The 25,177-nt window shown below is 61.8% G+C and carries 32 protein-coding genes; 14 read left to right on the top strand and 18 right to left on the bottom strand.

Translation table 11 applies throughout. From position 1 onward, the window contains the following. Window positions 1-705 carry a response regulator transcription factor gene (locus ACR0DA_RS17735; protein ID WP_170342637.1) on the bottom strand — a complete coding sequence of 235 codons (705 nt, stop codon included), beginning with the start codon at window positions 703-705 and terminating at the stop codon, window positions 1-3. 346 nt (window positions 706-1,051) lie between these two features. Between ACR0DA_RS17735 and ACR0DA_RS17730 the strand changes: the two genes are divergently transcribed. The 3 genes from ACR0DA_RS17730 (at window position 1,052) to ACR0DA_RS17720 (ending at window position 3,891) form a co-directional block, all read left to right on the top strand. After that, window positions 1,052-2,650 (top strand): phosphoenolpyruvate carboxykinase, encoded by a 1,599-nt coding sequence (locus tag ACR0DA_RS17730; RefSeq protein WP_480755113.1) that lies wholly within the window; start codon window positions 1,052-1,054, stop codon window positions 2,648-2,650. A gap of 375 nt (window positions 2,651-3,025) precedes the next feature. Then, window positions 3,026-3,316 carry a hypothetical protein gene (locus ACR0DA_RS17725; protein WP_093965332.1) on the top strand — a complete coding sequence of 97 codons (291 nt, stop codon included), beginning with the start codon at window positions 3,026-3,028 and terminating at the stop codon, window positions 3,314-3,316. Between the two features lie 32 nt (window positions 3,317-3,348). Next, entirely contained in the window at window positions 3,349-3,891 is a 543-nt protein-coding gene (locus ACR0DA_RS17720; protein WP_254430024.1) for a hypothetical protein, read from the top strand. Window positions 3,892-3,895: 4 nt separating this feature from the next. On the opposite strand, the gene ACR0DA_RS17715 is transcribed toward ACR0DA_RS17720, so the two are convergent. Next, complete coding sequence (locus ACR0DA_RS17715; protein ID WP_480755112.1) at window positions 3,896-4,660, bottom strand: sulfite exporter TauE/SafE family protein; 765 nt, start codon at window positions 4,658-4,660, stop codon at window positions 3,896-3,898. 144 nt (window positions 4,661-4,804) lie between these two features. On the opposite strand from ACR0DA_RS17715, the gene ACR0DA_RS17710 reads away from it, so the two are divergent. The 3 genes from ACR0DA_RS17710 (at window position 4,805) to ACR0DA_RS17700 (ending at window position 7,687) form a co-directional block, all read left to right on the top strand. Further along, window positions 4,805-6,496, top strand: coding sequence for an acyl-CoA dehydrogenase family protein (locus ACR0DA_RS17710; protein ID WP_480755110.1), 1,692 nt, complete (start codon window positions 4,805-4,807; stop codon window positions 6,494-6,496). Between the two features lie 245 nt (window positions 6,497-6,741). Continuing rightward, window positions 6,742-7,269 (top strand): hypothetical protein, encoded by a 528-nt coding sequence (locus ACR0DA_RS17705; RefSeq protein WP_480755109.1) that lies wholly within the window; start codon window positions 6,742-6,744, stop codon window positions 7,267-7,269. Between the two features lie 25 nt (window positions 7,270-7,294). After that, window positions 7,295-7,687, top strand: a complete 393-nt coding sequence (locus ACR0DA_RS17700) for an META domain-containing protein (protein WP_170448895.1) — start codon at window positions 7,295-7,297, stop codon at window positions 7,685-7,687. Here ACR0DA_RS17700 and recO read toward each other — a convergent pair. Beyond that, complete coding sequence (gene recO, locus ACR0DA_RS17695) at window positions 7,671-8,396, bottom strand: DNA repair protein RecO (protein ID WP_480755108.1); 726 nt, start codon at window positions 8,394-8,396, stop codon at window positions 7,671-7,673. The genes ACR0DA_RS17700 and recO overlap by 17 nt on opposite strands. Window positions 8,397-8,555: 159 nt before the next feature. On the opposite strand from recO, the gene trhA reads away from it, so the two are divergent. Beyond that, the gene (gene trhA, locus ACR0DA_RS17690) at window positions 8,556-9,203 is read left to right on the top strand and encodes a PAQR family membrane homeostasis protein TrhA (RefSeq protein WP_170372741.1); all 648 of its coding nucleotides are present in this window, start codon (window positions 8,556-8,558) and stop codon (window positions 9,201-9,203) included. Between the two features lie 7 nt (window positions 9,204-9,210). Here the strand turns inward: trhA and ACR0DA_RS17685 are convergent, their stop codons facing one another. Both ACR0DA_RS17685 and era read right to left on the bottom strand, forming a co-directional pair. After that, a complete protein-coding gene (locus tag ACR0DA_RS17685; RefSeq protein ID WP_170372739.1) occupies window positions 9,211-9,540 on the bottom strand; it encodes a DUF1491 family protein in 330 nt (109 codons plus the stop codon). Continuing rightward, window positions 9,537-10,445, bottom strand: a complete 909-nt coding sequence (era, locus tag ACR0DA_RS17680; RefSeq protein ID WP_170372737.1) for a GTPase Era — start codon at window positions 10,443-10,445, stop codon at window positions 9,537-9,539. Before era ends, ACR0DA_RS17685 begins: the two co-directional genes overlap by 4 nt. 160 nt (window positions 10,446-10,605) lie before the next feature. Between era and ACR0DA_RS17675 the strand changes: the two genes are divergently transcribed. Further along, window positions 10,606-11,988 carry a multicopper oxidase family protein gene (locus tag ACR0DA_RS17675; protein ID WP_170454044.1) on the top strand — a complete coding sequence of 461 codons (1,383 nt, stop codon included), beginning with the start codon at window positions 10,606-10,608 and terminating at the stop codon, window positions 11,986-11,988. 102 nt (window positions 11,989-12,090) lie between these two features. Here ACR0DA_RS17675 and rnc read toward each other — a convergent pair whose 3' ends face one another. From rnc to folK, 9 genes are all read right to left on the bottom strand, one after another. Then, on the bottom strand, window positions 12,091-12,771 hold the full coding sequence (gene rnc / locus ACR0DA_RS17670) for a ribonuclease III (protein WP_170366282.1): 681 nt from the start codon (window positions 12,769-12,771) through the stop codon (window positions 12,091-12,093). Next, window positions 12,768-13,604: a signal peptidase I gene (gene lepB, locus ACR0DA_RS17665; protein ID WP_170361538.1), complete on the bottom strand. Its 837-nt coding sequence runs from the start codon at window positions 13,602-13,604 to the stop codon at window positions 12,768-12,770. Before lepB ends, rnc begins: the two co-directional genes overlap by 4 nt. 32 nt (window positions 13,605-13,636) lie before the next feature. Continuing rightward, window positions 13,637-14,083: a holo-ACP synthase gene (acpS, locus tag ACR0DA_RS17660; protein WP_093965271.1), complete on the bottom strand. Its 447-nt coding sequence runs from the start codon at window positions 14,081-14,083 to the stop codon at window positions 13,637-13,639. Beyond that, complete coding sequence (locus tag ACR0DA_RS17655; RefSeq protein WP_170530276.1) at window positions 14,080-14,526, bottom strand: ABZJ_00895 family protein; 447 nt, start codon at window positions 14,524-14,526, stop codon at window positions 14,080-14,082. Before ACR0DA_RS17655 ends, acpS begins: the two co-directional genes overlap by 4 nt. Before the next feature lie 37 nt (window positions 14,527-14,563). Beyond that, the gene (locus tag ACR0DA_RS17650; RefSeq protein WP_480755105.1) at window positions 14,564-15,310 is read right to left on the bottom strand and encodes a pyridoxine 5'-phosphate synthase; all 747 of its coding nucleotides are present in this window, start codon (window positions 15,308-15,310) and stop codon (window positions 14,564-14,566) included. Continuing rightward, window positions 15,303-16,001 carry a DUF2062 domain-containing protein gene (locus ACR0DA_RS17645; protein ID WP_170361532.1) on the bottom strand — a complete coding sequence of 233 codons (699 nt, stop codon included), beginning with the start codon at window positions 15,999-16,001 and terminating at the stop codon, window positions 15,303-15,305. Before ACR0DA_RS17645 ends, ACR0DA_RS17650 begins: the two co-directional genes overlap by 8 nt. 16 nt (window positions 16,002-16,017) lie before the next feature. Continuing rightward, window positions 16,018-18,150, bottom strand: coding sequence for a RelA/SpoT family protein (locus tag ACR0DA_RS17640; protein WP_170343420.1), 2,133 nt, complete (start codon window positions 18,148-18,150; stop codon window positions 16,018-16,020). A 26-nt stretch (window positions 18,151-18,176) separates the two neighbouring features. After that, on the bottom strand, window positions 18,177-18,530 hold the full coding sequence (rpoZ, locus tag ACR0DA_RS17635) for a DNA-directed RNA polymerase subunit omega (RefSeq protein WP_170343419.1): 354 nt from the start codon (window positions 18,528-18,530) through the stop codon (window positions 18,177-18,179). A gap of 94 nt (window positions 18,531-18,624) precedes the next feature. Beyond that, the gene (gene folK, locus ACR0DA_RS17630) at window positions 18,625-19,182 is read right to left on the bottom strand and encodes a 2-amino-4-hydroxy-6-hydroxymethyldihydropteridine diphosphokinase (RefSeq protein ID WP_480755103.1); all 558 of its coding nucleotides are present in this window, start codon (window positions 19,180-19,182) and stop codon (window positions 18,625-18,627) included. A 148-nt stretch (window positions 19,183-19,330) separates the two neighbouring features. Between folK and ACR0DA_RS17625 the strand changes: the two genes are divergently transcribed. The 6 genes from ACR0DA_RS17625 to ACR0DA_RS17600 all read left to right on the top strand — a co-directional run bounded on the left by ACR0DA_RS17625 (window position 19,331) and on the right by ACR0DA_RS17600 (window position 23,164). After that, window positions 19,331-19,903 (top strand): LabA-like NYN domain-containing protein, encoded by a 573-nt coding sequence (locus tag ACR0DA_RS17625; RefSeq protein WP_093965260.1) that lies wholly within the window; start codon window positions 19,331-19,333, stop codon window positions 19,901-19,903. Window positions 19,904-20,103: 200 nt separating this feature from the next. Further along, a complete protein-coding gene (gene ispH / locus ACR0DA_RS17620) occupies window positions 20,104-21,054 on the top strand; it encodes a 4-hydroxy-3-methylbut-2-enyl diphosphate reductase (RefSeq protein WP_170434837.1) in 951 nt (316 codons plus the stop codon). Continuing rightward, window positions 21,051-21,503 (top strand): DUF3429 domain-containing protein, encoded by a 453-nt coding sequence (locus tag ACR0DA_RS17615; RefSeq protein WP_480755102.1) that lies wholly within the window; start codon window positions 21,051-21,053, stop codon window positions 21,501-21,503. Before ispH ends, ACR0DA_RS17615 begins: the two co-directional genes overlap by 4 nt. Beyond that, window positions 21,500-22,084 (top strand): class I SAM-dependent methyltransferase, encoded by a 585-nt coding sequence (locus ACR0DA_RS17610; RefSeq protein WP_170434839.1) that lies wholly within the window; start codon window positions 21,500-21,502, stop codon window positions 22,082-22,084. Before ACR0DA_RS17615 ends, ACR0DA_RS17610 begins: the two co-directional genes overlap by 4 nt. Then, a complete protein-coding gene (rnhA, locus tag ACR0DA_RS17605) occupies window positions 22,077-22,544 on the top strand; it encodes a ribonuclease HI (RefSeq protein ID WP_170342684.1) in 468 nt (155 codons plus the stop codon). Before ACR0DA_RS17610 ends, rnhA begins: the two co-directional genes overlap by 8 nt. Beyond that, on the top strand, window positions 22,541-23,164 hold the full coding sequence (locus tag ACR0DA_RS17600; RefSeq protein ID WP_170407963.1) for a trimeric intracellular cation channel family protein: 624 nt from the start codon (window positions 22,541-22,543) through the stop codon (window positions 23,162-23,164). The genes rnhA and ACR0DA_RS17600 overlap by 4 nt, the downstream gene beginning before the upstream one ends. Here the strand turns inward: ACR0DA_RS17600 and ACR0DA_RS17595 are convergent. The 4 genes from ACR0DA_RS17595 to fmt are packed head-to-tail and all read right to left on the bottom strand — an operon-like array spanning window position 23,161 to window position 25,173. Beyond that, entirely contained in the window at window positions 23,161-23,721 is a 561-nt protein-coding gene (locus tag ACR0DA_RS17595; RefSeq protein ID WP_480755100.1) for a DinB family protein, read from the bottom strand. The genes ACR0DA_RS17600 and ACR0DA_RS17595 overlap by 4 nt on opposite strands. Window positions 23,722-23,778: 57 nt before the next feature. Continuing rightward, window positions 23,779-24,015, bottom strand: coding sequence for a GlsB/YeaQ/YmgE family stress response membrane protein (locus ACR0DA_RS17590; RefSeq protein WP_149776373.1), 237 nt, complete (start codon window positions 24,013-24,015; stop codon window positions 23,779-23,781). Between the two features lies 1 nt (window position 24,016). Next, the gene (locus ACR0DA_RS17585; RefSeq protein ID WP_005981317.1) at window positions 24,017-24,253 is read right to left on the bottom strand and encodes a hypothetical protein; all 237 of its coding nucleotides are present in this window, start codon (window positions 24,251-24,253) and stop codon (window positions 24,017-24,019) included. Further along, on the bottom strand, window positions 24,253-25,173 hold the full coding sequence (fmt, locus tag ACR0DA_RS17580; RefSeq protein ID WP_170601576.1) for a methionyl-tRNA formyltransferase: 921 nt from the start codon (window positions 25,171-25,173) through the stop codon (window positions 24,253-24,255). The genes ACR0DA_RS17585 and fmt overlap by 1 nt, the downstream gene beginning before the upstream one ends. Window positions 25,174-25,177 lie beyond the last annotated feature (4 nt).

Genomic DNA, 25,177 nt, shown 5'->3' with positions numbered 1-25,177 from the left:
TTATTCCTCGTTGTAACGGTACCCGATACCGTACAGCGTTTCGATAGCCGAAAACTCGGGATCAGCCGCACGCATCTTCTTGCGCAGACGCTTGATGTGGCTGTCGATGGTCCGGTCGTCGACATAGACCTGATCGTCATATGCGACATCCATCAGCTGATCGCGGCTTTTGACGAAGCCGGGGCGCTGCGCCAAGGCCTGTAGCAGCAGGAATTCCGTGACCGTCAGCGAAACATCGGTTCCCTTCCAGCTGACCGCGTGACGCAGGGGGTCCATGCGCAGATCGCCGCGCTCCATCACCTTTGCGTCCCCGGTGGTTGCCGCCGACGCATCCCCGTCGGTCGCTTCCTGACGGCGCAGCAGCGCACGGATGCGCTCAACCAGAAGGCGTTGAGAGAACGGCTTTTTCACGTAGTCATCCGCGCCCATCCGCAGGCCCAGAACCTCGTCGATCTCATCGTCTTTGGACGTGAGGAAAATCACCGGCATCTGGGTTTTCTGCCGCAGCCGCTGCAGCAGATCCATGCCGTCCATGCGGGGCATCTTGATGTCCAGAACCGCCATATCCGGCAGTTTCTTGTTGAACGCGTCAAGGGCTGCCTGCCCGTCATTGTAGGTTTCGACCTCGAACCCTTCGGCCTCGAGCGTCATGGATACGGACGTCAGAATGTTCCGATCGTCATCCACCAGTGCAATCTTAGACATAGGGCTGCCCCTTTACCTGCTCACTCACGATATATTTTTGCTTTTTGTAGGGCATTCTTGGCTTTTTTAAGGCCGCGAATCAATCCGGATGTACGAATCGCGCCACATTGTTCACGATCCTGCGACAAAAAGGTCGTCCTGCGCTTCCGAAAGTGCCCGGGTTTTCCGACCGGAAAATCTTGGTTGCGCTAAACCCGGCCTTGGTTGCGCTAACTGTGCCAAACCGTCCTGTTCATGCCCTAAACGGCCGTGATATGAGGCCTTTATCCGCCGGACTAACCGGCACTACGCCTCATGAGCGCAGACGGCCCCAACCGCCGCAGCGCCGCCACAGGAGAAGACACGAATGACATTTGGACGGGTAAACCCGCAGTTCCGCCTCGAAGATCAAGGCATCGAGGGGCTGGGCAATGTCTATTACAACTTGATGGAGCCGGCGCTGATTCAGAAGGCGCTCAAGCGGAATGAAGGCACGCTGGGCAATGGCGGAGCGTTTCTGGTGTCCACCGGCAAGTTCACAGGCCGGTCCCCCAAGGACAAGCACGTCGTCCGGACCGAAAGCGTGGCGGACAGCATCTGGTGGGAAAACAACGCAGAAATGAGCCCCGATGGCTTTGACGCGCTGTACACTGACATGCTGGCCCATATGAAAGGCAAGGACTACTTCGTTCAGGATCTGGTTGGCGGCGCGGATCCCGCCTATGCGATCAATGTGCGCATGGTTACGGAACTGGCATGGCACAACCTGTTCATCCGGCACCTGCTGCGTCGCCCGGACCGCGAGGACCTGGACGAATTCATCGCAGATTACACCATCATCAACTGCCCCAGTTTCCAGGCGGACCCGAAAAAGCACGATTGCCGCAGCGAAACGGTGATTGCGCTGAATTTTGACCGCAAACTGATTCTCATTGGCGGCACCGAATACGCGGGCGAGAACAAGAAGTCCGTGTTTACGCTTCTGAACTACCTGCTGCCGGAGAAAGGCGTGATGCCGATGCATTGCTCGGCCAACCATGCGGTGGGCAACCCCGTCGACACCGCCGTGTTTTTCGGCCTGTCCGGCACCGGCAAGACCACGCTTTCGGCTGATCCGGCACGTGTTCTGATCGGCGACGACGAGCACGGCTGGTCGGATCGCGGGACCTTCAACTTCGAAGGCGGATGCTATGCCAAGACCATCAATCTGAGCGCCGAAGCGGAACCCGAGATCTACGCGACCACGTCGAAGTTCGGCACGGTGATCGAGAACATGGTCTTTGATACCGAAACCCTGAAACTGGATTTCAACGATGACAGCCTGACCGCGAACATGCGGTGCGCCTACCCGCTGGAATACATTTCGAACGCCTCCAAGACGGCGCTGGGCGGGCACCCGAAAAACATCATCATGCTGACCTGTGATGCCTTCGGCGTCCTGCCGCCGATCGCACGGCTGACCCCGGCGCAGGCGATGTACCATTTCCTGTCGGGCTTCACTTCGAAGGTTGCCGGAACCGAACGCGGCGTGACCGAGCCGCAACCCACCTTCTCGACCTGCTTCGGCGCCCCGTTCATGCCGCGCCGCCCCGAAGAATACGGCAAGCTGCTGCGCGACAAGATCGCCCAGCACGGCGCAACCTGCTGGCTGGTCAATACCGGCTGGACCGGCGGCGCATACGGTGTGGGCAGCCGGATGCCGATCAAGGCCACGCGTGCCCTGCTGACTGCGGCTCTGGACGGCTCGTTGGCCGATGCCGAGTATCGCAAGGACGCCAATTTCGGCTTCGACGTTCCGGTGACGGTCCCCGGCGTGCCCGAAGTTCTGTTGGATCCGCGCCGTACCTGGGACGATCAGGCCGCTTTCGACAAACAGGCGGAAAAGCTGGTGCACATGTTTGCCGAGAACTTTGAACAGTATTTGCCGTTCATCGACGAAGACATCAAAGCCGTCGCAATCGGCTGAACCGACATGCAGGGGCGCGGTTGCGTGCCCCTGCGCGCACAATAACGGGTCCTTGCAGTTATTTGTTCTTCCTGCAGTTGTAATGTGACATTGGCATGAACAAATTCGTTGCCCGCCTAAAAATCATGCAGTAAATCCAGGACCCATTACAAGGAAATAGCCCGGCGCAAAATGCACCGGGCCGAGACTGAAAAAACCTTTGGGCAGCTCGCGCGCGGACACTCACACTCGCAAGATGAGCAGCCTAATCAAGGCGGTAGTGTATTATCAAGGGGATGAGTGTCAACATGAGATATGCCGTGTGATAGGCGACTATCATGGGTCATTTGACCAAGCGGATATCAACTGGTGGCACTGGTAAAATCAGGAATGGAAATGACCGAGATCTCGAAACTGGCGGAACTGCGCAAGTTGATGCAGAGCATGGAACGCACGTTGGGGCTCGAAGAGCTTTCTCCGGTAGAGCGTGACATTTATTACGCGGCCGAAGAATTGTCGAAAGACACGCGCGAAGTCCGGACCTATGGCCTGATCGAGCACACTTTGGTGCAAAGCGTTTCGCGCCCGACCTTCTTCCGCGCCCTCAAGTCGCTGGTACAGAAGGGCTACTTGTCCCAAAGCGGGAACGCCAACCGGGGACGGTATGTCGTCAACGCCCCGCGTTGACCGCTGAGCAATCCTGAAAGAAGCATGACGTGATGCGATCGTGGGCCTCTGACACGTTTTACGCTTCTTTGGCCTATATCGGCGCATCGTTTCTGACATTTTGGGTTTTGATGCCCATGCAGAACGTGTTCTTTCCAGAGTACCCCAGCCGCGCCAGCCTGTTGTTTCTTCCGCACGGCGTGCGGGTCCTTGCGGCGTGGCTCTTGGGGTGGCGTGCGATACTGGCCATGCTGCCCGGTGTCTTTCTGGTTTTCGCGACACTCGGTGGCTCGGACGTTTTTCTGACAAGCCGCCTGTTGGCCATCTTGATTGCGGTCACGACGGCGCCGGCCGTATTCTATTTGTTGAAATGGCTGGGGTGGGATCTGTTTCCCGCCGCTGATCGCGCGCCCTGCTGGGCCTGCATCATGGGGGTCGGAGTCATCACGTCAATCCTGGTGTCCGGCCTGACCAACCTGGCTTTTGGCAGCGCGACGGCCGAGTATTTTGCCTTTTTGATCGGCGATCTGTCGGGACTGCTGTTCCTGATGTTCGGACTGTTTTTTGCCTTCCGCTATTTTGAGCGTAAAGGTTGAGCGTTCAACCGAACACCCCCCTGCGCAGCAAGTTCGCACCTGCGATCATCAGAACCAACAAAGTCGCCTTGCGGAACGTGGCCTGATCAATCCGATCATGCATCTGCAATCCCAGCCACATGCCGGCCAAAGCCGGAAGGGTCAGCGCGGCCGAGAACGGCACGGTTTCAGCACGCAACACGCCTGATCCAATATGCGCCACGACCAGAGCCAAGGCTCCCAAGCCATAGATTACGCCCTGAATGCGCAATTGTTCGGATTTGGGGGTATTCAGCGCAGTCAGATAGGCAACGGTCGGAGGTCCCCAAACGCCTGATATGCCGCCAATGAACCCGGTAACCGCACCGACTGCGGCCTCGATCTTCGGCGATTGTTCAGACAGGCTCAGTTTCACGCCCAGCAGTTGGATCGTGGCAAAGAACGTGACGGGAATTCCGATCATCAGAAGGAAAGCCTGCGATGGAACCAGGCTGATCAGCTGAGCGCTCCCCAACAAAAAGACCAGCCCGACGGAAAGAAAGACCCGGAACTGCCGGATCGAAGACATCGCTGCCGCGCGTCCTTCTCTCAAGGCCTGGATCCCGTTCGTCACAACTGTTGGCAGGATCAGCCCGGCCAGCGCAAGCTGGGGCGGCAGCATCATGCTGAGCCCCGAAATCAGGACCATCGGCATGGCGAAACCGACCATACCTTTCACCGCTCCGGCCAGAAAGGCGACCGCGAACGCAAGGCAGAGTTCGGGCAGGGACATCAAAGAAAACAGATCCATTTCCCCTACATACCACCGCAGATTTTCTCTGCACCGCAAAATTCGTTACGTAATTTTTGGACCTATTCGACGCATTTTGTGAATTTTTGTTGCGCTGCAGTTGCAGCATGATATGACCAGACAACCCAGCAAAGGACGTGATTCATGGCCCATGACGGACAAGATATGACGAACATGACTTCTCAGCCGGTTCTGCCTGATCTTCTGACCCTGACGGGGGCCGCGCTGCCGGCGGTTCAGTCCGTCTTTGACCAAGCACGCGATGAGGTGCGCGAGATGGTCACGGCCGAGGGTCGCGTCTCAGGCGCTTTGGTCGAGGCGAACCAGACCGCCGCGCATGGGCTGGCCTGGCTGGCGACCTACAACCAGTCGCTGCAGCAGATGCAGAAATGGGCCGAGGCGCTGGACGCCCAGGGCAAGTTCGCCGAGATGGAACAGTTGCTGCACCAGATCGCCTTTGGTGAATACTTGCACCAGGTCGCCGGCGGCATCCCGATGAACCAGGGTGAGGTCGTGCGCCTGCAGGATCTGGGGCTGGGCTGGGATGCGCTGTCGGGCTTCCAATGCGCCGAGGTGCAGACTCTGATGGCACAGGCCAACAGCCAGGCCGCGCGCAGCCGTCTGGTTCAGCTGATGCAAGACCAGTCCGGGGCCACCATGTTCGGCGCCTCGGGCCTGGACGAAGAGCTTGAGATGATCCGCGAGCAGTTCCGCCGCTATGCGCTGGATCGGGTCGAGCCCAACGCGCATGAGTGGCACCTGAAGGACGAGCTGATCCCGATGGAAATCATCGAGGAACTGGCCGAAATGGGCGTATTCGGCCTGACCATCCCCGAGGAATACGGCGGGTTCGGCCTGTCCAAGGCGTCGATGTGTGTCGTCTCCGAAGAACTGTCGCGCGGGTATATCGGCGTGGGCAGCCTTGGCACCCGGTCCGAGATCGCGGCCGAGTTGATCATCGCGGGCGGCACCGACGACCAAAAGGCCCAATGGCTGCCCAAGATCGCCAGCGCCGAGATCCTGCCGACGGCCGTGTTCACCGAACCCAACACCGGCTCGGACCTTGGTAGCCTGCGCACCCGCGCGGTCAAGGACGAGAATGGCGACTACAAGATCACGGGCAACAAGACCTGGATCACCCATGCCGCGCGCACCCATGTGATGACGTTGCTGGCGCGCACCGATCCCGAAACCACCGACCACCGGGGCTTGTCGATGTTCCTGGCCGAAAAGACACCCGGCACCGACGACAACCCCTTCCCGACCCCCGGCATGACCGGCGGCGAGATCGAGGTGCTGGGCTATCGCGGCATGAAGGAATACGAGCTGGCCTTCGACGGCTTCCACGTCAAAGGCGAGAACCTACTGGGCGGCGAGGAGGGCAAGGGCTTCAAGCAGCTCATGGAAACCTTTGAATCCGCGCGTATCCAGACCGCCGCCCGCGCCATCGGTGTTGCCCAAAGCGCGCTGGACATCGCCATGCAATACGCGCAGGAGCGCAAGCAGTTCGGCAAGGCCCTGATCAACTTCCCGCGCGTGTCCGGCAAGCTGGCGATGATGGCGGTCGAGATCATGATCGCCCGCCAGCTGACCTATTTCAGCGCCTGGGAGAAGGACAACGGCCACCGCTGCGACCTGGAGGCCGGGATGGCCAAGCTGCTGGGCGCGCGCGTCGCCTGGGCTGCGGCCGACAACGGGTTGCAGATTCACGGCGGCAACGGTTTCGCGCTGGAATACAAGATCAGCCGCGTTCTTTGTGATGCCCGCATCCTGAACATCTTTGAAGGTGCCGCCGAGATTCAGGCGCAAGTCATCGCGCGGCGTCTGCTGGCCTGAACGCCCGCCCGTCGCGGTTTCCCCAACTTGGCCCGGCCCAGCGCCGGGTCTTTTCTTTTTTACTAAACAAACAGGTTCTCGGGCCCCGATCTTCCGGATTGTACATCCCTGATCTCGACCGTACGCTCCGGCGGAGAACAAAATATGCCTTGGGTTCCGGCACCGGTTTCGGCTAAGTAGCCTGCGAACCGCATCATGCTGCGCCGCCGCAATGCAGATGCCCGAACAAGCCTTGCGGAGAAACCATGGCGCGCCTTCTGATCCTTGTTCTTGGCCTCTTGTTTGCAGGATGCAGCACGCCGTCGGGCACACCCTCGGGCGATGTTGCCGGTCTGACCCGCGCCATTCAGAACCTCAGCCCTGACGTCGATCCGCAGGAAGCCGCCCGCGCGGCGCAGATCGCCCATGACTATGCGCTGCAGCTGAGGGCCGAGTACCGGGTCACCGATCCGGCGATCATCCACAACGCCAAAGTCATCAACGGTTTTCGCGAGCGCGGGCTGTGCAATGACTGGGCCGAGGACATGCTCAAGCGGCTGCGGCAGGAAAACTTCCGCACACTGGACCTGCACTGGATCACTTCGCCGCCGACCCCGTTTCGGATCATCCACCATTCCGCCGCGATCAGTGCCAAAGGCGATGGGCCCAATGACGCGATCGTGCTGGACGGCTGGCGCAACGGGGGTGACCTGTTCTGGGCGCCAGTACGCGAGGACACACGCTACAACTGGCGCCCCCGGATGGAAGTGCGCGCCGAACTGCTGGCGCAATGACGCCAAGTCAGGATAGAAAACCCTCATGCTGCGCCTGAGCCTGATCCTGCCCGCCCTTGCCCTGCTGCAATGCGACCGCGACGAGAGCGTCGCCGCCTATGGCGCGGCCGACCGCACCTGGGAGCTGCAGGAGGTGAACGGCCAGCCCTATGAGGCCAGCGCCCTGCTGCGCTTTCCCGAGGAAGGCAAGATTGCCGGAAACGCGCCCTGCAACAGCTACTCGGGCACATTGAACGCGCCCTATCCGTGGTTCGAGATCACCGACCTGACCGCCACCCGCGCCGCCTGCGCCGGGCTTGAGGCCGAAGGGTTCTATTTCGCAGCGCTGCTGGCGATGACGCAGTCCGAGGTGTCGGGCGACGTGCTGATCCTGCGCAACGAGGACGGGCACGAGATGGTGTTCAGAGCCGCCGAGTGAACTGATCGACAAAGCGGGTGCGGGCCTCGGGCAGCGGCGTATGACCCAGCGATGGCGCCACGCGATGCGCCAGGAAATAGCCGGTCGTGCGCAGCCCGGCGGCGATCTCGTCATCCGGGGCGGCCCCCTGCCCGCGCAGCACCGGCGGCAGAGGCAGCAGGCGGTCGGCCCAATCCCCGGCGCCTTCAGCGCTGACCGCCCGGCCGGTCTTGGGCGAGACATAGGCCAACCCCTCGGTCGTGCCGGTCACGGCGCAGCGGGTCAGGTCCAGCCCAAAACCCAGCTCTTCAAGCAGGGCCAGCTCCCAGCGCAGGTAAGCCAGCGGCCAGATCTCATCCTGGCCCAGCAGATCCATCAGCTGTTCGGTCTGTCGATAGATGCCGGGGTGCGGTTCGCGTTCGGGCAGGCAAAAGGACAGCAGCGCCACGACCGCGTTCAGCCCCGACAGGGCCAGCCGCCCCGAAAACGCCGCTGCCGCGCGCGAGCGCAGCGGTTCGACCTGGAAGGTGCCGATATGTTCCTGCAGCCGCGCCCGCCACAGCACGTCCAACTGCGCGCCGGGCTGCAGGATGGGCGCGATTTTGCGGCTGGTACCCCCGCGCACCACGCCCGCGTGTCGGCCATGGGTTTCGGTGAAAACCTCAATGATGGCCGCGGTTTCGCCGTGGCGGCGGGCGGTCAGAAGAATGCCATGGTCGCGCCAGTCCATGCGGGGCCCTTGGGTTGCCTTGAGGTCGCGTCGGACCGCGACGGTAGAGCGCGGCGCGGAAAGAAGCAAATTCAATCGGAAGACACCGGCTGACGTGCCGGAATTGTGGACTTGGACCCGGGGCGATATTACCCAGAACGGGCAGCCACGAGACCAGACATGACCGACGCGACCTTTCCCAGCATTTCTCCCGCCTTCCGCCGCGCGGACATGGCGGTGCATGCAGTGGGCCTGGCGTTGATCTTGATTGCTGGCGGCTTGCTGGTGGCTAAGGCGGCAACCCATCTGCAAGGTCCGCTGGTCGCCGCTGTCGTGGTTTACGTCTTGTGTGCGCTGGCGTCGAACCTGGCGTCCTGGGCCTATCACTTTCTGCCGCTGCACGCACGGCGCACACTGCTGCGTCGCATCGACCACGCGGCGATCTATCCCAGCATTACGGGCACCTTCACGCCGTTCTTCGTTCTGGCTGGCACGCCCTGGACTTTGGGCCTGCTGGTGGTGTGTTGGGCGCTGACGGCGGTGGCGGTCTGGAACAAGATCACCAACGAAACAGTGAAATCGCGCTGGTCAACCGCATCCTACCTGGGGTTGGGCGCGCTGGGCCTGCTGGCCCTGCCCGACCTGCGGGGCGTACCGGTGGCGACACTGTGGTGCATTCTGGCCGGGTCCGGCTGCTATGTGATCGGAACCGCGTTCTACGCCCGCAAGACGCTGCCCTACCGCTATGCGATCTGGCACATCTGGGTGAACCTGGGCGGGATCGCCATGTTCGCGGGCGTCTGGCTGGCGCTGTCGCCTTTGTGGTAAAGCAGCCCTAGTCCAGCCCCTCTTCGTCCAACAGGTGCCGGCCCTGCCGGTCTTCGACCTCGATCACCCAAAGATCGGGGTCAAAGCTGCGCTGACGGGCAATGGCCTCGTCCACCTCGGCCTCGGGACCTTTGGCGAGCTCGATCCACTTGCGTGCGCCGCTGAGCAGGTCGAAGCTGCGCTGAAAGGCGGTGGCATTGCCGTCAAGCGTGTTGAGCTTGACCAGAACCGCGCCGGCTGTGTCGTCGCCATGCGCCACGACAAAGGCGGGGATCTCGTGCAGGCGCAGCCGGGCCAGATAGGCGTGGACCCAGAACTCGGCCGTCAGACGGGTCATGCGTTGCCGTCTTTGAAATCCAGCCCCATTTCCGAGTAGCGCTCGGCCTCTTCCAGCCAGTTGGGCCGGACCTTCACCTGCAGGAACAGGTGGACCTTGCGATCAAGGAATTCCTCCAACTCGGCCCGGGCGGCCTGGCTGACGGCCTTGATCGTCTCGCCGCGCTTGCCCAGCACGATGCCCTTGTGGCCGTCGCGCATGACATAGATGATCTGGTCGATCTTAGCCGAACCATCCTTGCGCTCTTCCCAGTTCTCGGTCTCGACTGTCAGCTGATAGGGCAGCTCCTGATGCAGGCGCAGGGTCAGCTTTTCGCGCGTGATCTCGGCCGCGATCATGCGCAGCGGCAGATCGGCGATCTGGTCTTCGGGATAAAGCCAGGGGCCTTCGGGCAGATGCTGTGCCAGCCAGACACGCAGGTCGTCGACGCCGTGGCCTTTCTCGGCCGAGATCATGAAGGTTTCGGCAAAGGGAAAACGGTCGTTCAAGTCTCGGGTCAGTGACAGCAGCGCGGGCGCCTCGACCCGGTCGATCTTGTTGATCGCCAGCGCCACCTTGCGGCCCTGCGCGATCTCGGACAGGCCATCCAGGATGCGCTCGACGCCTTCGGTGATACCGCGATGTGCTTCGACCATCAGCACGATGATGTCGGCATCGGCCGCGCCGCCCCAGGCCGCCGCGACCATCGCGCGGTCAAGCCGGCGGCGGGGTTTGAACAGGCCCGGCGTATCGACGAAGACCAGTTGCGCATCACCCTCCATCGCGACGCCGCGGATACGGGCACGCGTTGTCTGCACCTTGTGCGTCACGATCGAGACCTTGGCCCCGACCATGCGGTTCAGAAGGGTGGATTTGCCTGCGTTGGGCTCTCCGATCAGGGCGATGAATCCGGCGCGTGTCGTCATTGTATGGTGATCCTGTTTTCAGGTGCGCATCCCTATCGCAGAAAGGCACAGCGGGCCAGAGGCATTTGTCGCATTGCAGGACCGGTACGGGAGTGGCAGGACAGGCGCACAGGCCAAGCCGATCCCAGCCAGGCCGCGACCCGCATCTTGAGGATCAGGCATGAAACGACGGGAGTTTCTTTTATCGGGCGGCGCCGCAATAGGGGCCGCGGGCTTGGGTGGACTTGCATTCGCTTCCAATAGCACTGATCAGGACCTGGTGGTTCAAAGCGCCAGCTACATGTTTCGGGACCAGCCTACGCAAGGAATGGTCAGCCTGAGCCCCGACGCTCCTCCGCCCGTCCTTTTTGGACGTCAGGGTGAAGCGATGAGACTGACGGTCAAAAATACTCTGCCCGACTATACCTCGATGCACTGGCACGGGATGCGCATCCGCAATGATATGGATGGCGTGCCTTATCTGACCCAGATGCCGCTGGGACAAAACGAAAGCTTCACCTACGAGTTCACACCCCCAGACGCCGGAACCTACTGGTATCACCCGCATTGCATGACGATGGAGCAGATGGCGCACGGCCTGACCGGAGTGACGGTCATCGCCGAGCCTGAAGACGTCGGGTTCGACAGCGAGCAAGTGATCAACCTGCGGGACTTTCGCCTGGACGAGACGGGGGCATTTCTGCCCGCCTACACCCAGCGGGGCGCGGCCAGAGCTGGAACTTTCGGCAATGTGCAGACCGCGAACTGGCTCCAGCATCCAGTCTATGATCACGCGGCCGGCAGCCTCGTGCGGCTGCGACTTCTCAATTCGGATACGACCCGGATCTACAAGTTGCACCTGACGGGCGGAAACGCGCAGATCATCGCGTGGGACGGTCACCCGGTCACCGTCGAACTGCCGATGCCGAGTGCAGATGATCCCTTGCTGGTGGGCCCCGGTCAGCGTGTAGACTTTGCCGTTGCGATGCCGGACGGCGAAGGGGCACAGGTCGACCTTGTGGCCAAACTGCCTGGTCAGCCCTTGAGGACGATGGCCAGCCTGCGATCGGTCGGGCTATCCGCGCACCGGGACCTGAGAGAACTGAAGCCTTTGCCGAAGAACCCGGTCGCCCTGCCCGATCTCGGCAACGCTCAGGTGCACGAATTCGTCTTCGGCTGGACGCCAGAAGGTGAACTGCCGGACAATGGGTTCTGCGGGTCTCTTGGATACAATTTCTGGTCGATCAACCGGGTTCCCTGGCCCGGAGATGCTGCCGCAGACGTCGGGCCACTGGCGACGCTGGAACTGGGCAAAAGCTACGTCTTGAGGCTGCGCAATAAATCTCCGAACCTGCATCCGATCCATCTGCACGGGCTGGTCTTTGTGCCGTTGCGATCAAACCTGCGAGAATTGCCGCCGCTGGTGACGGACACCATGCTGCTGTTGAAAGACGAGGTCGTCGAAATCGGGCTGGTCGCAGACAATCCGGGCGACTGGGCCTTTCACTGCCATGTGATCGAACACCAGAAGACCGGGCTGACCGGGTTCTTGCGGGTCGTTTGAGCGGCAAGGTCTAGCCGTTGCAGACGTGGTTCGTGATAGGTGGACAGCCCTCGCGGACATTCCCGGACAGATCAAGAGCAGGTAACACCGCGATCGAAGAGATCAGCTTGTCACACGATCCAGCAGAGCCTGCGCAGCCGCCTGTTCCGCCTGACGTTTGGAGCCGGCCGTTGCTTGGGCCTCGGATCCGTCCTGCAGCCGGGCCGCGATGGTGAAAACAGGGGCGTGATCCGGGCCGCTGCGCGAAATCTCGACATAAGCGGGCGGTTTCTGCCCGCGCGCCTGCGCCCATTCCTGAAGCGATGTCTTGGCATCGCGCGCATCCGCTTCGACCGTGTGAATCCGGTCGCCCCACAGCGACAGGATCACTTGCTGCGCCGCCTCAAAACCGGCATCGCGATAGACCGCGGCTATAACTGCCTCCATGGCGTCGCCCAAGAGCGCCTGCTTGCGGCGCCCGCCCGACAGCATCTCTGACCGGCCCAGCTTCAGAACCGCGCCGATATCGATCTGGCGGGCAACGTCGGCACAGGTTTCCTTGCGCACCAGCGCGTTGAAACGGGGGGCCAGCTGGCCTTCGGTGGCCTTCTGATCGGCCTCGAGCAAAGCGGTGGCCATCACAAGCCCCAGCACACGGTCACCCAGAAACTCGAGCCGCTGGTTGTCCGGACGCGTCGAAGACGAGACCGAACCATGGGTCAGCGCCCGAACCAGTAGTTCGGGATTGGCGAACCTGTGTCCAAGGCGTTTTTCGAACGCCTTCATGTCGGTCGACAGCTTCAATTTACCGCCTTGAAGAACCGGTCACCGCGCCAGGTCCAGAAAAACAGCATCGAACGCCCGGCGGACGAGAACATGATGCGGTCGGCTCGACCGATCAGGTTTTCATAAGGAACGTAGCCGACGCCGCCTGCGACCTGCGGCACGCGGCTGTCACTGGAATTGTCACGGTTGTCGCCCATGAAGAAGTAGTGCCCTTCCGGCACGGTGTAGACACCCGTGTTGTCAGTGCTCTGATTGCCGATATTCAGGATTTCATGCGACACGCCGCCCGACAGCGTTTCGATCATCCGGGTCTTTTCACAGGTTCCGCCGACACCGACCGGGCCATTTTCACAGCGCGGCCGAAGACGTTGAGGCCCTTGCGGCTCGGCGATTTCGGTAAAAGTGCCATCCGGGGTCTGCTTGGCTTCGGTACCGTTGATGTAGACCACGCCATCCTTGATCTGGATCTTGTCTCCGGGCAGGCCGATCAGTCGCTTGATGTAGTCACGCCCCGAAACCGGATGGCGGAACACGATGACGTCGCCCCGCTCGGGCTCGCCGCCCAGCAGTCGGGTATTGTCGCCCCCCATCCAGCCGCAGATGTCCTCGGCATCGACATCGAGGCCGACGCTGGGGATGATCAGACTGGGGCAGGACGCGTAGGAATAGCCATAGGCCATCTTGTTGACGAACAGGAAATCACCGATCAGCAGCGTGGGTTTCATCGACCCCGACGGAATCCAGAACGGCTGAAAGAACAGAGTGCGGAAAACGCCCGCGATCAGCAGGGCATAGACGATGGTCTTGATCGTCTCCCAGATGGCGTTTCCGGATTTGGCTTGCTCGGCCATACTGCTCTCCAGTCCTTGCTCGGCTCGGGGGGTTACATGCGGCGCGGTCGCGGGGGTGTCAAGGCCGCTGCGTCGGGATCACCGAGCGGGCGCGCCTCGATCACCACGAAGGCCTGCGCCCATGGATGATCGTCGGTCAAGGTGACGTGGATGATCGCCTCGTGCCCTTCGGGCGTCATTTCCTTCAGCCGTTCGGCGGCCCAGCCGGTCACATGCATCACGGGCTGACCTGTGCGCAGATTGGTAACTGCCATGTCCTTCCAGGCGATGCCCATACGCAGCCCCGTGCCCAGCGCCTTGGAGCACGCCTCTTTTGCGGCCCAGCGCTTGGCGTAGGTTCCGGCCGTATCCCGCCGGCGCTCGGCCTTGCGCTGCTCGGTCTCGGTGAAGACACGGTTGCGGAACCGGTCACCGAACCGATCGAGCGTGCCCTGAATGCGCTCGATATTCGCAAGATCCGTACCGATGCCGAGTATCATGAGTTCAACTCTTTCTTTGCTCTTTCAAGAGCCTTGAACGCAGACCGGGCACCCACCCACAGGAATAGCCGCGAAATGAGAAACGCCACGACAAAGGTGATCGTGAAACCGATCACCAAAAAGTTCACCGGGATACCGGCCAATCCCTCGGACATGCCCGGAACGACAAGAAAGAACAGCCCAGCCATGACAAGGTTGGTCAACATCCCGACGATGCCCATCCATAGTGCGGCGCTCCACATGTCGCCGCTGCCCGGCATGGTCTGGTGTGTCTGAACCTGTCGGTGTCCTTCGAAAGTCGCAGCGGCCAAAAAGGGGATGAACGGCAGGAAACTGCTGGACAAGTCAATTCCGAACACCGCCGAAACGCCAAACAAAACGGCCGGGACCGCAATCGAGGTGATCACGAAGACGACAAGAAACCTGGGAATGTTCAAGCGCATCGGAAGATCCAGAAGAAGGAGGCTTCAAGGCAGTGGCTCATTGGCGCGCCTCATCCATCAGGCGGCGCATTTCCTGAATGGCTGGGGTGAGGCCCCGGAAGATGGACTCGCCGATCAGGAAATGACCAATGTTCAACTCGCGCACTTCGGGAAAGGCGGCAACGGGCTGGACCGTGTCATAGGACAGGCCATGGCCGGCATGCACTTCAAGGCCCAGCGAATGGGCAAAGGTGGACATCTTGCGCAGAGCCTCCAGTTCGCATTGCGCGTCGTCCACCCGACCCTCGGCATGGGCGTCGCAATAGGCACCAGTGTGCAGCTCGATCACTTCGGCGCCGATGCGGTGGGCGGCCTCGATCTGCTTGGGGTCTGCGGCGATGAAGATCGACACCCGGCAACCGACGTCACGAAGCGGCGCGATGAAATGCGCCAGACGGTTTTCCTCGCGCGCGACTTCCAGGCCACCTTCGGTGGTACGTTCCTCGCGCTTCTCGGGGACGATGCAGACGGCGTGCGGCTTGTGGCGCAGAGCGATCTTCTGCATCTCATCCGTAGCCGCCATTTCAAAGTTCAGCGGAACAGTCAGAACCTCCATCAGCCCGTCGATATCCGCATCCGAGATATGCCGCCGGTCTTCGCGCAGGTGCGCAGTGATGCCGTCGGCCCCGGCCTCTTCGGCAAGCTTTGCGGCGCGAAGCGGGTCGGGATAGGCGCCGCCACGGGCGTTGCGCACGGTGGCAACATGGTCGATATTCACGCCCAGGCGCAGAGGGGTGTCAGACATCCTTCGAATCCTTTTTGTTCGCGTCGCCCGAGCCTATCGGGTTTGGTCGGGGAACGGCAGAGCTTGCTTCGGCCAAGCGTTTGATTTCTTCGAACTTCGCCTTGATCTTTGCGCGGCGGCGCATCTGATAGGTTCGGATCACCGGCAGGCTGATATAGGTGCAGATCACGCCGGCCACGATGCCGGGAATGATGCCGCCAATCATGTAGGGAAAGAACACTTCGTCATAAAATTGCGACAGCCCGTGCCAGTCAGCGACCCGATCGGAAAACATCGCCAGGAAGTTATCCTTGAGGTCCCCCATCGCGCTGGCAAATTTGCCCATCAGCCCCTTGGTGTCGCCCTCTTCGTATTCGGTGCCCAGCAGGAAATGCCCAGTTTGCAGGCAGACCACGCCGATCGGAACGTAGGTCAGCGGGTTGCCGAAAAAGGTGCCGCTCAACGCGGCAAGGATGTTGCCGTTCAGCAGCCGGGCCAAGACCGCGGCAACCAGAAAATGAAGGCCGTAGAATGGGGTGAAGGACGCGAACACCCCGGCCCCTACCCCACGGGCAATGCGTTCGGGCGAGTCCGGAAGACGACGGACGCGGTGTTTGACATAGTGGAAGGCGCGGGTCCAACCGCCGCGAGGATAGACCAACTCGGACAGGACCTGGAGTACCGAGCGGCGATCACGGCGCTTGAAAACCACTCCTGATCACCCCTTCTCAGCCAGCTGCGACCGCAGCGCTTGTCATGTCCCGATACCGTTCGACCGCAGCCACGTCACTTTCCGCCTCGAGCATCAGCATCAGCGAATGCAGCTGTTCAAGATCCCGCACCTCGATACTGATCAGCAGACGATAGAAATCTGGCTTCCGGTCCACGAATTCCAGGTTCGAGATATTGGCCTTTTTCTCGCCGATCAATGTGCAAATACGTCCCAGCACGCCGGCGTCGTTGCCGATGGTCAGTTCCAACGTGGCGCCGTAGGCGGCCGGATGCGTGCCAGTATGCCAGTGAAGGTTCACCCACCGTTGCGGCTGATCCTCGAATTCGGCAAGGCGATCGCAATCGATGGAATGCACCACCACTCCCTTGCCCCGAGACGTGATGCCCACGATGCGTTCACCCGGCAAAGGCTGGCAGCATGGCGCGCGTTCAAACCCCTGCCCCGGCTCAAGCCCGATCACGGCGCGACGCAAGGGGATTGCTTCGCCCTCGTCGCGGGTCAGGTCGGGATAGACTGCGGCCACCACATCATGGGCGGTCAGTTCGGCACTGCCGACGCGGGCCAGCAACTCATCGCTGTTCTTGATGCGCAGGTGTTTGGCGGCGGTTTCCAATGCCTTGTCGGTCGCCTTGCGGCCGACATGTTCGAACCCCGCGCGGACCAGCTCGCGCCCCAGTTTGATGAACCGTTCACGATCAACCTCGCGCAGGGCGCGGCGGATGGCGGTGCGGGCCTTGCCGGTCACGGCAATCTCAAGCCAGGTTACCTGCGGAGTCTGGCCGTCGGCCGTGATGATGTCGACCGATTGGCCATTCTTGAGCCGCGTCCACAGCGGCACGCGGATACCGTCAACCTTGGCCCCGACACAGGCATGGCCGATACGCGTATGAATGGCGTAAGCGAAATCGATCGGGGTCGCCCCGCGCGGCAGTTTCACCACGTCGCCCTTGGGCGTGAAGCAGAAGACCTGGTCCGAATACATCTCGAGCTTCACCGCCTCGAGGAAATCTTCGTGGTCTTCCTCTGTATCGAACTGCTCGGTCAGGTTGGCGATCCACTTCGCCGGATCGACCGCAAATGGGTTTTCCGTCCGTACACCGTCACGATAGGACCAGTGCGCGGCCACTCCTGTCTCGGCGACGTCATGCATCTGACGGGTACGGATCTGCACCTCGACCCGCTTGCCGTCACGACCCGAGACCGTCGTGTGGATCGACCGGTAGCCGTTCGATTTCGGCTGACTGATATAGTCCTTGAACCGTCCCGGCACAGCGCGCCAGCGCTGGTGGATGGCCCCAAGGGTGCGATAGCAGTCCTCTTCGGTCTGGGTAATGATGCGGAAGCCATAGATGTCGGACAGGCGCGAGAACCCCTGATCCTTCTCCTGCATCTTGCGCCAGATCGAATAGGGTTTCTTGGCGCGACCAAAGACTTCGGCCTCGATCCCCGCTTTCTCAAGCTCGTGCCGCATGTCGCCGGTGATCCGGTGAATCACGTCGCCGGTTTCGCGCTGCAGCGTGATGAAGCGGCGGATGATCGACTGGCGGCCTTCGGGGTTGAGGACGCGGAACGCCAGGTCCTCAAGCTCTTCGCGCATCCACTGCATACCCATCCGGCCGGCCAGCGGCGCGTAGATGTCCATCGTTTCGCGCGCTTTCTGCACCTGTTTTTCAGGGCGCATCGCCTTGATCGTGCGCATATTGTGCAGGCGGTCGGCCAGCTTGACCAGGATCACCCGCAGGTCCTTGGACATGGCCATGAACAGTTTGCGGAAGTTCTCGGCCTGCTTGGTTTCGCGACTGGAAAGCTGCAGGTTGGTCAGCTTGGTGACACCGTCGACCAGCATCGCCACCTCGTCACCGAACAGTTCGGCGATCTTGGAATAGCTTGCCTTGGTGTCCTCGATCGTGTCGTGCAGCAGCGCGGTGATGATCGTGGCATCGTCCAGGCGCTGCTCGGTCAGAATGGCGGCAACTGCGACGGGATGCGAAAAATAGGGCTCGCCCGAGTGCCGGAACTGCCCTTCATGCATCTGCATTCCGAACTCATAGGCCCGGGCGATGCGATCGGCATTTGTCTTGGGGTTGTAGTTGCGGACCAGCGCAATCAGGTCTTCAACAGAAATCATCCGGTCCGCACCTTCGCTTGCAGGGCTTACCCCTGCCCCTGGGCCTCCATCAGGGCACGCAGGAGTTTCTCTTCGGACATGTCGTCATCTGCCGGCTTGTCCGACTCTGCACCCATCAACAGCGCCATCTGATCTTCTTCGGGCTCGTCGACCTCGATCTGTGTCTGGTTGGCCTCGATCAGACGTTCACGCAGCTCGTCCGCCGTCTGGGTTTCTTCGGCAATCTCGCGCAGAGCCACGACGGGGTTCTTGTCGTTGTCGCGGTCAACGGTGATCGATCCGCCAGTGGAAATCTCGCGCGCACGATGGGCGGCAAGCATCACCAGTTCGAACCGGTTCGGTACCTTGTCTACGCAGTCTTCGACCGTCACGCGGGCCATGAGGCGCTCTCCACAAATGAATCCGTGTCAGGAAGGGGTTTATCTAAGCGCGATTCTCTGCCTTGACAAGCGGGAAATGCCCAGCATTGGCGGCTCAGAGGGGGGTTACGGCGGCAACCTCGTCCGCAGGCAGCTGTCCGATCATTTCCCGGACGGTCAAATCCAGCACCGGATGGCGCCAATCGGGCGCGACGTCAGCCATTGGAACCAGCACGAATGCCCGGTCCTGCAGGCGCGGGTGCGGCACTATCAGTTGTTCGGGCGCGGATCGCACCTGCTGGTCCATCGGCAAATCCAACCAGCGGCGGTATCCGTCCAGGTCCGGCAGAACGCGGTCGTCCCAGCAGACAAGATCAAGATCAAGTGTGCGCATACCCCAACGCTGAACCCTGGCGCGGCCGAACTCGGCCTCGACCTCGTGCAGCAGGTCCAGAACACCGCGCGGATCCAGTTCCGCTTCGATCACAGCGGCTGCGTTCACATAGTCCGGGCCGGCGCCCGCAGGGAAGCAGGGGGTCGAAAACAGTCGGCTTTTGGCCCGAATCACCAGCCCCTTGGCCTCCATGACCTCGAGAGCCTGCGCGAGTGTCACCTTGGGCCCGTTTCCTCTCAAGGTGAGATTTGCCCCCAACGCCACGACCACTTTTGACATGGATTTGACCACTTTTATCCCCGTATTCCGTTCAGAGAATACTTGCGATACAGGGCAAATAGCCTATTTTAAAGGCATCAATGCGCGAATTTATTTTTTTCACTCACAGACACCTCCGCGCGTTGAGCGATACCGGAAGGACAAATTAATGTTTTACAAGGACGAACGGCTTGCGCTGTTCATCGACGGCTCGAATCTGTACGCCGCCGCAAAAGCACTGGGGTTTGACATCGATTACAAGTTGCTTCGCCAGGAATTCATGCGTCGAGGCAAGCTTCTCAGAGCCTTCTACTACACAGCGCTGCTAGAAAACGACGAATACTCACCGATCCGTCCGCTTGTCGATTGGCTGCATTACAATGGCTTCACCATGGTGACCAAGCCGGCCAAGGAATACACCGACAGCATGGGGCGCCGTAAGGTCAAGGGGAACATGGACATCGAACTGACTGTCGATGCCATGGAGCTTGCGCCGCGCGTGGATCATATCGTTCTGTTTTCGGGTGATGGGGATTTCCGCCCGCTGATTGCCAGCCTGCAACGTCAGGGCGTGCGCGTGTCGGTCGTCTCGACCATCCGCAGCCAGCCGCCGATGATTTCGGACGAGCTGCGTCGTCAGGCCGACAATTTCATCGAGCTTGACGACCTGCGCGACGTGATCGGACGCCCTCCGCGGGACGTGTCCGATGAACCGCGCACGGTAGCCGTCGCAGGGAAATAAGATCTCCGCCATCCACCACTCACACATGTGGAGCAATCGCGCGGTCAGGACTTCGTGTCCTGGCCGCGCTTCTTTAATCAAAAACCCGTGCTCAAACGGGTATTGGCTAACAGGACTTCATGTCAGCATGATGACAAAGCTGTCCTGACTGGACCAACAGGTGGAAAAGCCTTACCTGTCCCTTTCAAGGAGACAGACGCATGACCAAGCCCCCCCTGACCCTATATCTGGCCGCCCCGCGCGGGTTCTGCGCCGGTGTGGACCGCGCGATCAAAATCGTGGAAATGGCCCTGCAGAAATGGGGCGCCCCGGTATATGTCCGGCACGAGATCGTGCACAACAAGTTCGTCGTGGACGGGCTGCGGGCCAAGGGTGCCGTCTTTGTCGAAGAGCTGGACGAATGCCCCGATGACCGGCCGGTGATCTTTTCCGCCCACGGCGTGCCCAAGTCGGTGCCCGCCGCCGCAGCCGCACGCGAGATGATCTATGTCGACGCCACCTGCCCGCTGGTGTCCAAGGTCCATATCGAGGCCCAGCGCCATGCAGAGGCCGGGTTGCAGATGATCATGATCGGCCACAAGGGCCACCCTGAAACCGTCGGCACCATGGGCCAGCTGCCCGAGGGCGAGGTTCTGCTGGTGGAAACGGTTGACGATGTGGCCGGGGTGCAGGTCCGCGACCCCGAAAAACTGGCCTTTGTCACCCAGACCACCCTGTCGGTGGACGACACGCACGACATCGTGGCCGCGCTGCAGGACCGGTTCCCGGCCATCGTCGGCCCACACAAGGAAGACATCTGCTATGCCACCACCAACCGCCAGGAAGCGGTGAAGACCGTCGCACCCAGGTCGGATGCGCTGCTGGTGGTGGGTGCGCCCAACTCCTCGAATTCGCGCCGCCTGGTCGAGGTGGCGTCCAAGGCGGGCTGCACCTATGCCCAGCTGGTGCAGCGCGCCACCGACATCGACTGGCGGGCGCTCGAGGGGATTTCCAGCATCGCCATCACCGCCGGTGCCTCGGCCCCCGAAGTTCTGGTGAACGAGGTGATCGACGCCTTCCGCGACCGCTATGACGTGACCGTCGAAACCGTCGAAACCGCCACCGAGAATGTCGAGTTCAAGGTGCCCCGCATTCTGCGCGTGCCCGCATGAGCGGCATCCCCCGCGCACCCTTGGTTCTGGGCCTGGCCGGTCTGATCCCCTTCGTCTGGGGCGCGCTGACCTACCTGAGCGGAGACCTGAACGACTGGGGCAGCCGCGCGCTGGGTCCCCGGTTCGTGGGGCCCTATGTGCAGCTGTTTTATGGCGCTGTGATCCTCAGCTTCATGTCCGGCGTTCTTTGGGGTTTTGCCACCAAGACCTCGGGCAGCCGGACGGCGCTGTGCTATGGGTTGTCGGTACTGCCGGCGCTGTGGGCGTTCTTCACCACCGGCGGCGGGCCGGTCGACGCGGGCACCAACCTGATGATTGGCTTTGCCGGGCTGCTGGTGCTGGACGCGCTGTTCTGGTCTTGGGGCCTGACCCCGCGCTGGTGGATGAAACTGCGGCTGCTGCTGAGCGCCGTCGTGCTGACTTGCCTGGCCGTCGGAGTAGTCCTGTGAGCGACAAACGAACCATCGACGCCTACACAACCCGTGTGGACGACTATCTGAAAGTGCCGCTGCCGCCCGAACAGATCGAGGCGCGCGCAGCATTTGCGCAGGCAGTCGGCGACGGGCTGGTGCTGGATCTGGGGTCGGGTCCGGGTTCGGACAGCGGTTTCTTTCTGCGCCAGGGGCTGCGGGTTCGGGCGCTGGACGCCACACCTGCCTTTGTCGAACACGCCCGCGCAAATGGCGTGGACGCGCATTTGGGCACGTTCGATGACGTGACCGAAACGGCCGAATACGATGGGGTCTATGCCAGCTTTTCCCTGCTGCACGCCCCGCGCGCCGAATTCCCGCGACACCTGGCCGCCATCCACCGGGCCCTGAAGCCGGGCGGCGTGTTCTTTCTGGGCCTCAAACTGGGCACCGGAGAGCATCGCGACGAACTGGACCGCTACTACACCTATTTCACGCGCCCCGAGATCGAGACCGCGTTGGTCGAGGCCGGGTTCGTCATTCACCGTGTCACCACCGGTATGGGAAAGGGGCTGGCCGGTTCTTATGACGGTTTCATTCTGGTGCTGGCCCATGCCTGATCTGTTTGCCTATACCGATGGTGCCTGTTCCGGCAATCCCGGCCCGGGGGGCTGGGGCGTGCTGCTGCGGGCGATGGATGGAGAAACCGTCCTGAAAGAGCGCGAGTTAAATGGCGGCGAGGCCGAGACCACCAACAACCGGATGGAGCTTCTGGCCGCGATCAGCGCGCTCGAAACATTGGAGCGGCCCTCGAAGATCACAATCGTGACCGACAGCGCCTATGTGAAAAACGGGGTGACGGGCTGGATCCACGGGTGGAAGCGCAACGGCTGGAAGACCGCCAGCAAGAAGCCCGTCAAGAACGTGGACCTGTGGCAGCGGCTGGACGAAGCCCAACAGCGCCATGACGTGACCTGGGAATGGGTCAAGGGCCATGCCGGCCACCCCGAAAACGAACGCGCCGACGAATTGGCGCGCGCGGGCATGGCCCCGTTCAAGCCGAAAAAGGCCCGCACATGACCGGTCTGGCCCTGCTGGACTATGCCTCGGTTCTGGTCTTTGCGCTGACCGGGGCGCTGGTGGCCAGCCGGGCGCAGCTGGACCTTGTGGGGTTCGCCTTCATCGCCTGCCTGACGGCGGTAGGCGGCGGGACGGTGCGCGATCTGCTGCTGGATAGGCACCCGGTCTTCTGGGTGGGCCAACCTGACTATATCCTGATCGCGGTGGCGGCGGCGGTGGTCGTGTTCTTCACCGCGCATCTGGTCGAAAGCCGCTACAACTGGTTGGTCTGGCTGGACAGTTTCGCGCTGTCGATCGCCGCGGCCGCGGGAACGGGCGCGGCGCTGGCGCTGGGTCAGTCGGGCGTGATCGTGGTGTTGATGGGTGTGACCACCGGTTGCCTAGGCGGGCTGATGCGCGACGTGGTCTGCAACGAGGTACCGCTAGTGCTCAAGCAGGGCGAGCTTTATGTCTCGTGCGCCTTCACCGGGGCGCTGGTGGCCGTGGTGGCCACCCGTCTGGGGTTTGAGACGCTGCTGGCACTGGGCCTGTGCGCGCTGTCCTGCTGGGCGCTGCGGGCCGGATCGCTGCTGTTCGGCTGGCAGTTGCCGGTCTACAAGGCACGCCCGCCGCGGAGCTAGAGGCCGCGCCACACCTCTTCCTCGGTCAGGTTCAGAGACGTGAAATCTTCGGCCCGCAATGATCTGTCAGCCTCCCACTCCATGAAGAATTCATCCAGTTGCGGCGGAGCGATCATCGTGCCCGAAAGCATCGAATGCACTTGTCCCCGATGGTGAATCTGGTGCTGCAGCAAGTGCAGGATCGTGCGGTCGTACCGCTCGACTTGCACCAATTCCCCACGTGGAATCCTGACGCGTGCAGTTTCATCCAAAACCTTCTCATCGCGGCAAACATCCACGAAACGTCGGTCGATGGCGCGTTGGTGCGCCGAAAGCTCGGGCAAGTCGGGATAGGGAGTTTCCGGGTCGAAGGCGTCCAATCCCATTGGCCGGCCTTCCAGAGCGGTGACGTAGAAAAGATCAACCGTATAAATGTGATTGAGAGTCTCGATGATGGACGGGAAGAAACCAGTACGGTGCTTCGCCAGTTCTTCGGGGGGCAATTGCGCGCAAGCCTCCAGAATTCGGTGGTTGGCCCATGCGTTGTTATAAGCTTGTGGGAAAAAATAGTTTTTCATTGCCGATGCCTAGTTGATTGCCAAAGCACTGTCTAGCGTGGCCTGCGGCCTGCCGCATCAACGCCGGAAATAGGTCTTCCAGATCCAGATCAGCAGCAGCGCGCCCAGCACCGCGCCGACGAATCCGGGCATCCAGCCCATGACCGTCAGCAAGGCGCGCATGATCAGCCCGCCCACCACGGCCCCGGCGATACCGATCAGCAGGGTGGTGGGGATGTCCGCCTCGATCCGCATCAGGCGGGTGGCCAGAAATCCGGCCGCGGCGCCGATGACGATCAAGGCAAGGACGGGCATCTCATTTCCTCCAGTGCGTGGGCACGATGATCAAGGCCCCCACCGACGAGATCACCGCATCCAGCCCAGGCGGTCCAAAGCTGATGCCGAACATGATGCGGATGAAATAGAACAGGAACGCCCCGCCCACGCAGATGATGATGGATTGCAGATAACCGTTGTGGGTAAAGCCCGTCACCTCGGACAGATAGCCGACGATGCCGGCAATCACGACGGTACCCATCATCACCATGAACATCAGGACGTCTCCGAGCCGAGGCGGGTTCCGGCCGGGATCGGCCAGCCCCGCAGGAAGGTTTCCCTATCCTGCGTCGCCTTGCCCGCCCGTTGCAAGCGCAGCAGTTCGACTGCGCCGGTGCCGCAGGCCACGCGCAGCGCGTCGTCCAGCACCTCGCCCGGCATGCCCTGCCCGTCCGACAGGCGCGAGGCGAGCAGCTTGACGCGCTCGCCCTCAATCTGAGTCCAGGCGCCGGGAAAGGGCGACAGGCCGCGGATCTGGCGATCGACTTCGACAGCTGGGCGCGACCAGTCCACGCGGGCCTCGGCCTTGTCGATTTTTGCGGCATAGGTCACGCCGACCTCGGGCTGCGGTTCGGGAGTCAGCTCGGGCAGGCGGTCCAGAGCCTGCACGATCAGATCGGCGCCCATCGCCGACAGGCGGTCATGCAGCTGGGCGGTGGTTTCCTCGGGACCGATCGGGGTGGCCTGACGCAGCAGGACGGGGCCGGTGTCCAGGCCGGCCTCCATCTGCATGATACAGACGCCGGTCTCGGCATCGCCCGCCATGATCGCCCGGTGGATCGGCGCGGCCCCGCGCCAGCGCGGTAGCAGGCTGGCGTGTATGTTCAGGCAGCCATGCCGGGGTGCGTCCAGAATCGGCTGCGGCAGGATCAGCCCATAGGCCACGACCACGGCCACATCGGCCTTCAGCGCAGCAAAGGCGGCCTGTTCCTCGGGCGATTTCAGCGAGGTGGGATGGCGCACCGGCAGGCCCAGCGCCTCGGCGCGGGCATGCACCGGCGTGGGCCGGTCCTTCTTGCCGCGACCGGCCGGGCGCGGGGGCTGGCAATAGACGGCGGCGATCTCGTGCCCGGCCTGCACCAGCGCATCCAGCACCGGCACCGAAAACTCGGGCGTTCCCATGAAGATGACGCGCATGCCG

It is taken from the genome of Ruegeria sp. CI8 (genome assembly GCF_056536865.1).
The sequence above is the reverse complement of the archived record's forward strand: the minus strand, read 5'-3'. Positions and strand labels throughout refer to the sequence as shown.

Excerpts from the sequence above, each read along its gene's own strand:
- ACR0DA_RS17735 (WP_170342637.1), bottom strand. The coding sequence starts at position 705 with ATGTCTAAGATTGCACTGGTGGATGACGATCGGAACATTCTGACGTCC.
- trhA (WP_170372741.1), top strand. The coding sequence starts at position 8,556 with ATGACCGACGCGACCTTTCCCAGCATTTCTCCCGCCTTCCGCCGCGCG.
- ACR0DA_RS17730 (WP_480755113.1), top strand. The coding sequence starts at position 1,052 with ATGACATTTGGACGGGTAAACCCGCAGTTCCGCCTCGAAGATCAAGGC.
- ACR0DA_RS17720 (WP_254430024.1), top strand. The coding sequence starts at position 3,349 with ATGCGATCGTGGGCCTCTGACACGTTTTACGCTTCTTTGGCCTATATC.
- ACR0DA_RS17595 (WP_480755100.1), bottom strand. The coding sequence starts at position 23,721 with ATGAAAAACTATTTTTTCCCACAAGCTTATAACAACGCATGGGCCAAC.
- ACR0DA_RS17590 (WP_149776373.1), bottom strand. The coding sequence starts at position 24,015 with ATGCCCGTCCTTGCCTTGATCGTCATCGGCGCCGCGGCCGGATTTCTG.
- rpoZ (WP_170343419.1), bottom strand. The coding sequence starts at position 18,530 with ATGGCCCGCGTGACGGTCGAAGACTGCGTAGACAAGGTACCGAACCGG.
- ACR0DA_RS17715 (WP_480755112.1), bottom strand. The coding sequence starts at position 4,660 with ATGGATCTGTTTTCTTTGATGTCCCTGCCCGAACTCTGCCTTGCGTTC.
- ACR0DA_RS17700 (WP_170448895.1), top strand. The coding sequence starts at position 7,295 with ATGCTGCGCCTGAGCCTGATCCTGCCCGCCCTTGCCCTGCTGCAATGC.
- ACR0DA_RS17600 (WP_170407963.1), top strand. The coding sequence starts at position 22,541 with ATGACCGGTCTGGCCCTGCTGGACTATGCCTCGGTTCTGGTCTTTGCG.
- ACR0DA_RS17675 (WP_170454044.1), top strand. The coding sequence starts at position 10,606 with ATGAAACGACGGGAGTTTCTTTTATCGGGCGGCGCCGCAATAGGGGCC.
- ACR0DA_RS17585 (WP_005981317.1), bottom strand. The coding sequence starts at position 24,253 with ATGTTCATGGTGATGATGGGTACCGTCGTGATTGCCGGCATCGTCGGC.
- ACR0DA_RS17655 (WP_170530276.1), bottom strand. The coding sequence starts at position 14,526 with ATGCGCTTGAACATTCCCAGGTTTCTTGTCGTCTTCGTGATCACCTCG.
- ispH (WP_170434837.1), top strand. The coding sequence starts at position 20,104 with ATGACCAAGCCCCCCCTGACCCTATATCTGGCCGCCCCGCGCGGGTTC.
- ACR0DA_RS17725 (WP_093965332.1), top strand. The coding sequence starts at position 3,026 with ATGACCGAGATCTCGAAACTGGCGGAACTGCGCAAGTTGATGCAGAGC.
- ACR0DA_RS17705 (WP_480755109.1), top strand. The coding sequence starts at position 6,742 with ATGGCGCGCCTTCTGATCCTTGTTCTTGGCCTCTTGTTTGCAGGATGC.
- lepB (WP_170361538.1), bottom strand. The coding sequence starts at position 13,604 with ATGGCCGAGCAAGCCAAATCCGGAAACGCCATCTGGGAGACGATCAAG.
- era (WP_170372737.1), bottom strand. The coding sequence starts at position 10,445 with ATGACGACACGCGCCGGATTCATCGCCCTGATCGGAGAGCCCAACGCA.
- ACR0DA_RS17685 (WP_170372739.1), bottom strand. The coding sequence starts at position 9,540 with ATGACCCGTCTGACGGCCGAGTTCTGGGTCCACGCCTATCTGGCCCGG.
- ACR0DA_RS17640 (WP_170343420.1), bottom strand. The coding sequence starts at position 18,150 with ATGATTTCTGTTGAAGACCTGATTGCGCTGGTCCGCAACTACAACCCC.
- ACR0DA_RS17625 (WP_093965260.1), top strand. The coding sequence starts at position 19,331 with ATGTTTTACAAGGACGAACGGCTTGCGCTGTTCATCGACGGCTCGAAT.
- ACR0DA_RS17710 (WP_480755110.1), top strand. The coding sequence starts at position 4,805 with ATGGCCCATGACGGACAAGATATGACGAACATGACTTCTCAGCCGGTT.
- ACR0DA_RS17615 (WP_480755102.1), top strand. The coding sequence starts at position 21,051 with ATGAGCGGCATCCCCCGCGCACCCTTGGTTCTGGGCCTGGCCGGTCTG.
- acpS (WP_093965271.1), bottom strand. The coding sequence starts at position 14,083 with ATGATACTCGGCATCGGTACGGATCTTGCGAATATCGAGCGCATTCAG.
- ACR0DA_RS17650 (WP_480755105.1), bottom strand. The coding sequence starts at position 15,310 with ATGTCTGACACCCCTCTGCGCCTGGGCGTGAATATCGACCATGTTGCC.
- rnhA (WP_170342684.1), top strand. The coding sequence starts at position 22,077 with ATGCCTGATCTGTTTGCCTATACCGATGGTGCCTGTTCCGGCAATCCC.
- fmt (WP_170601576.1), bottom strand. The coding sequence starts at position 25,173 with ATGCGCGTCATCTTCATGGGAACGCCCGAGTTTTCGGTGCCGGTGCTG.
- folK (WP_480755103.1), bottom strand. The coding sequence starts at position 19,182 with ATGTCAAAAGTGGTCGTGGCGTTGGGGGCAAATCTCACCTTGAGAGGA.
- recO (WP_480755108.1), bottom strand. The coding sequence starts at position 8,396 with ATGGACTGGCGCGACCATGGCATTCTTCTGACCGCCCGCCGCCACGGC.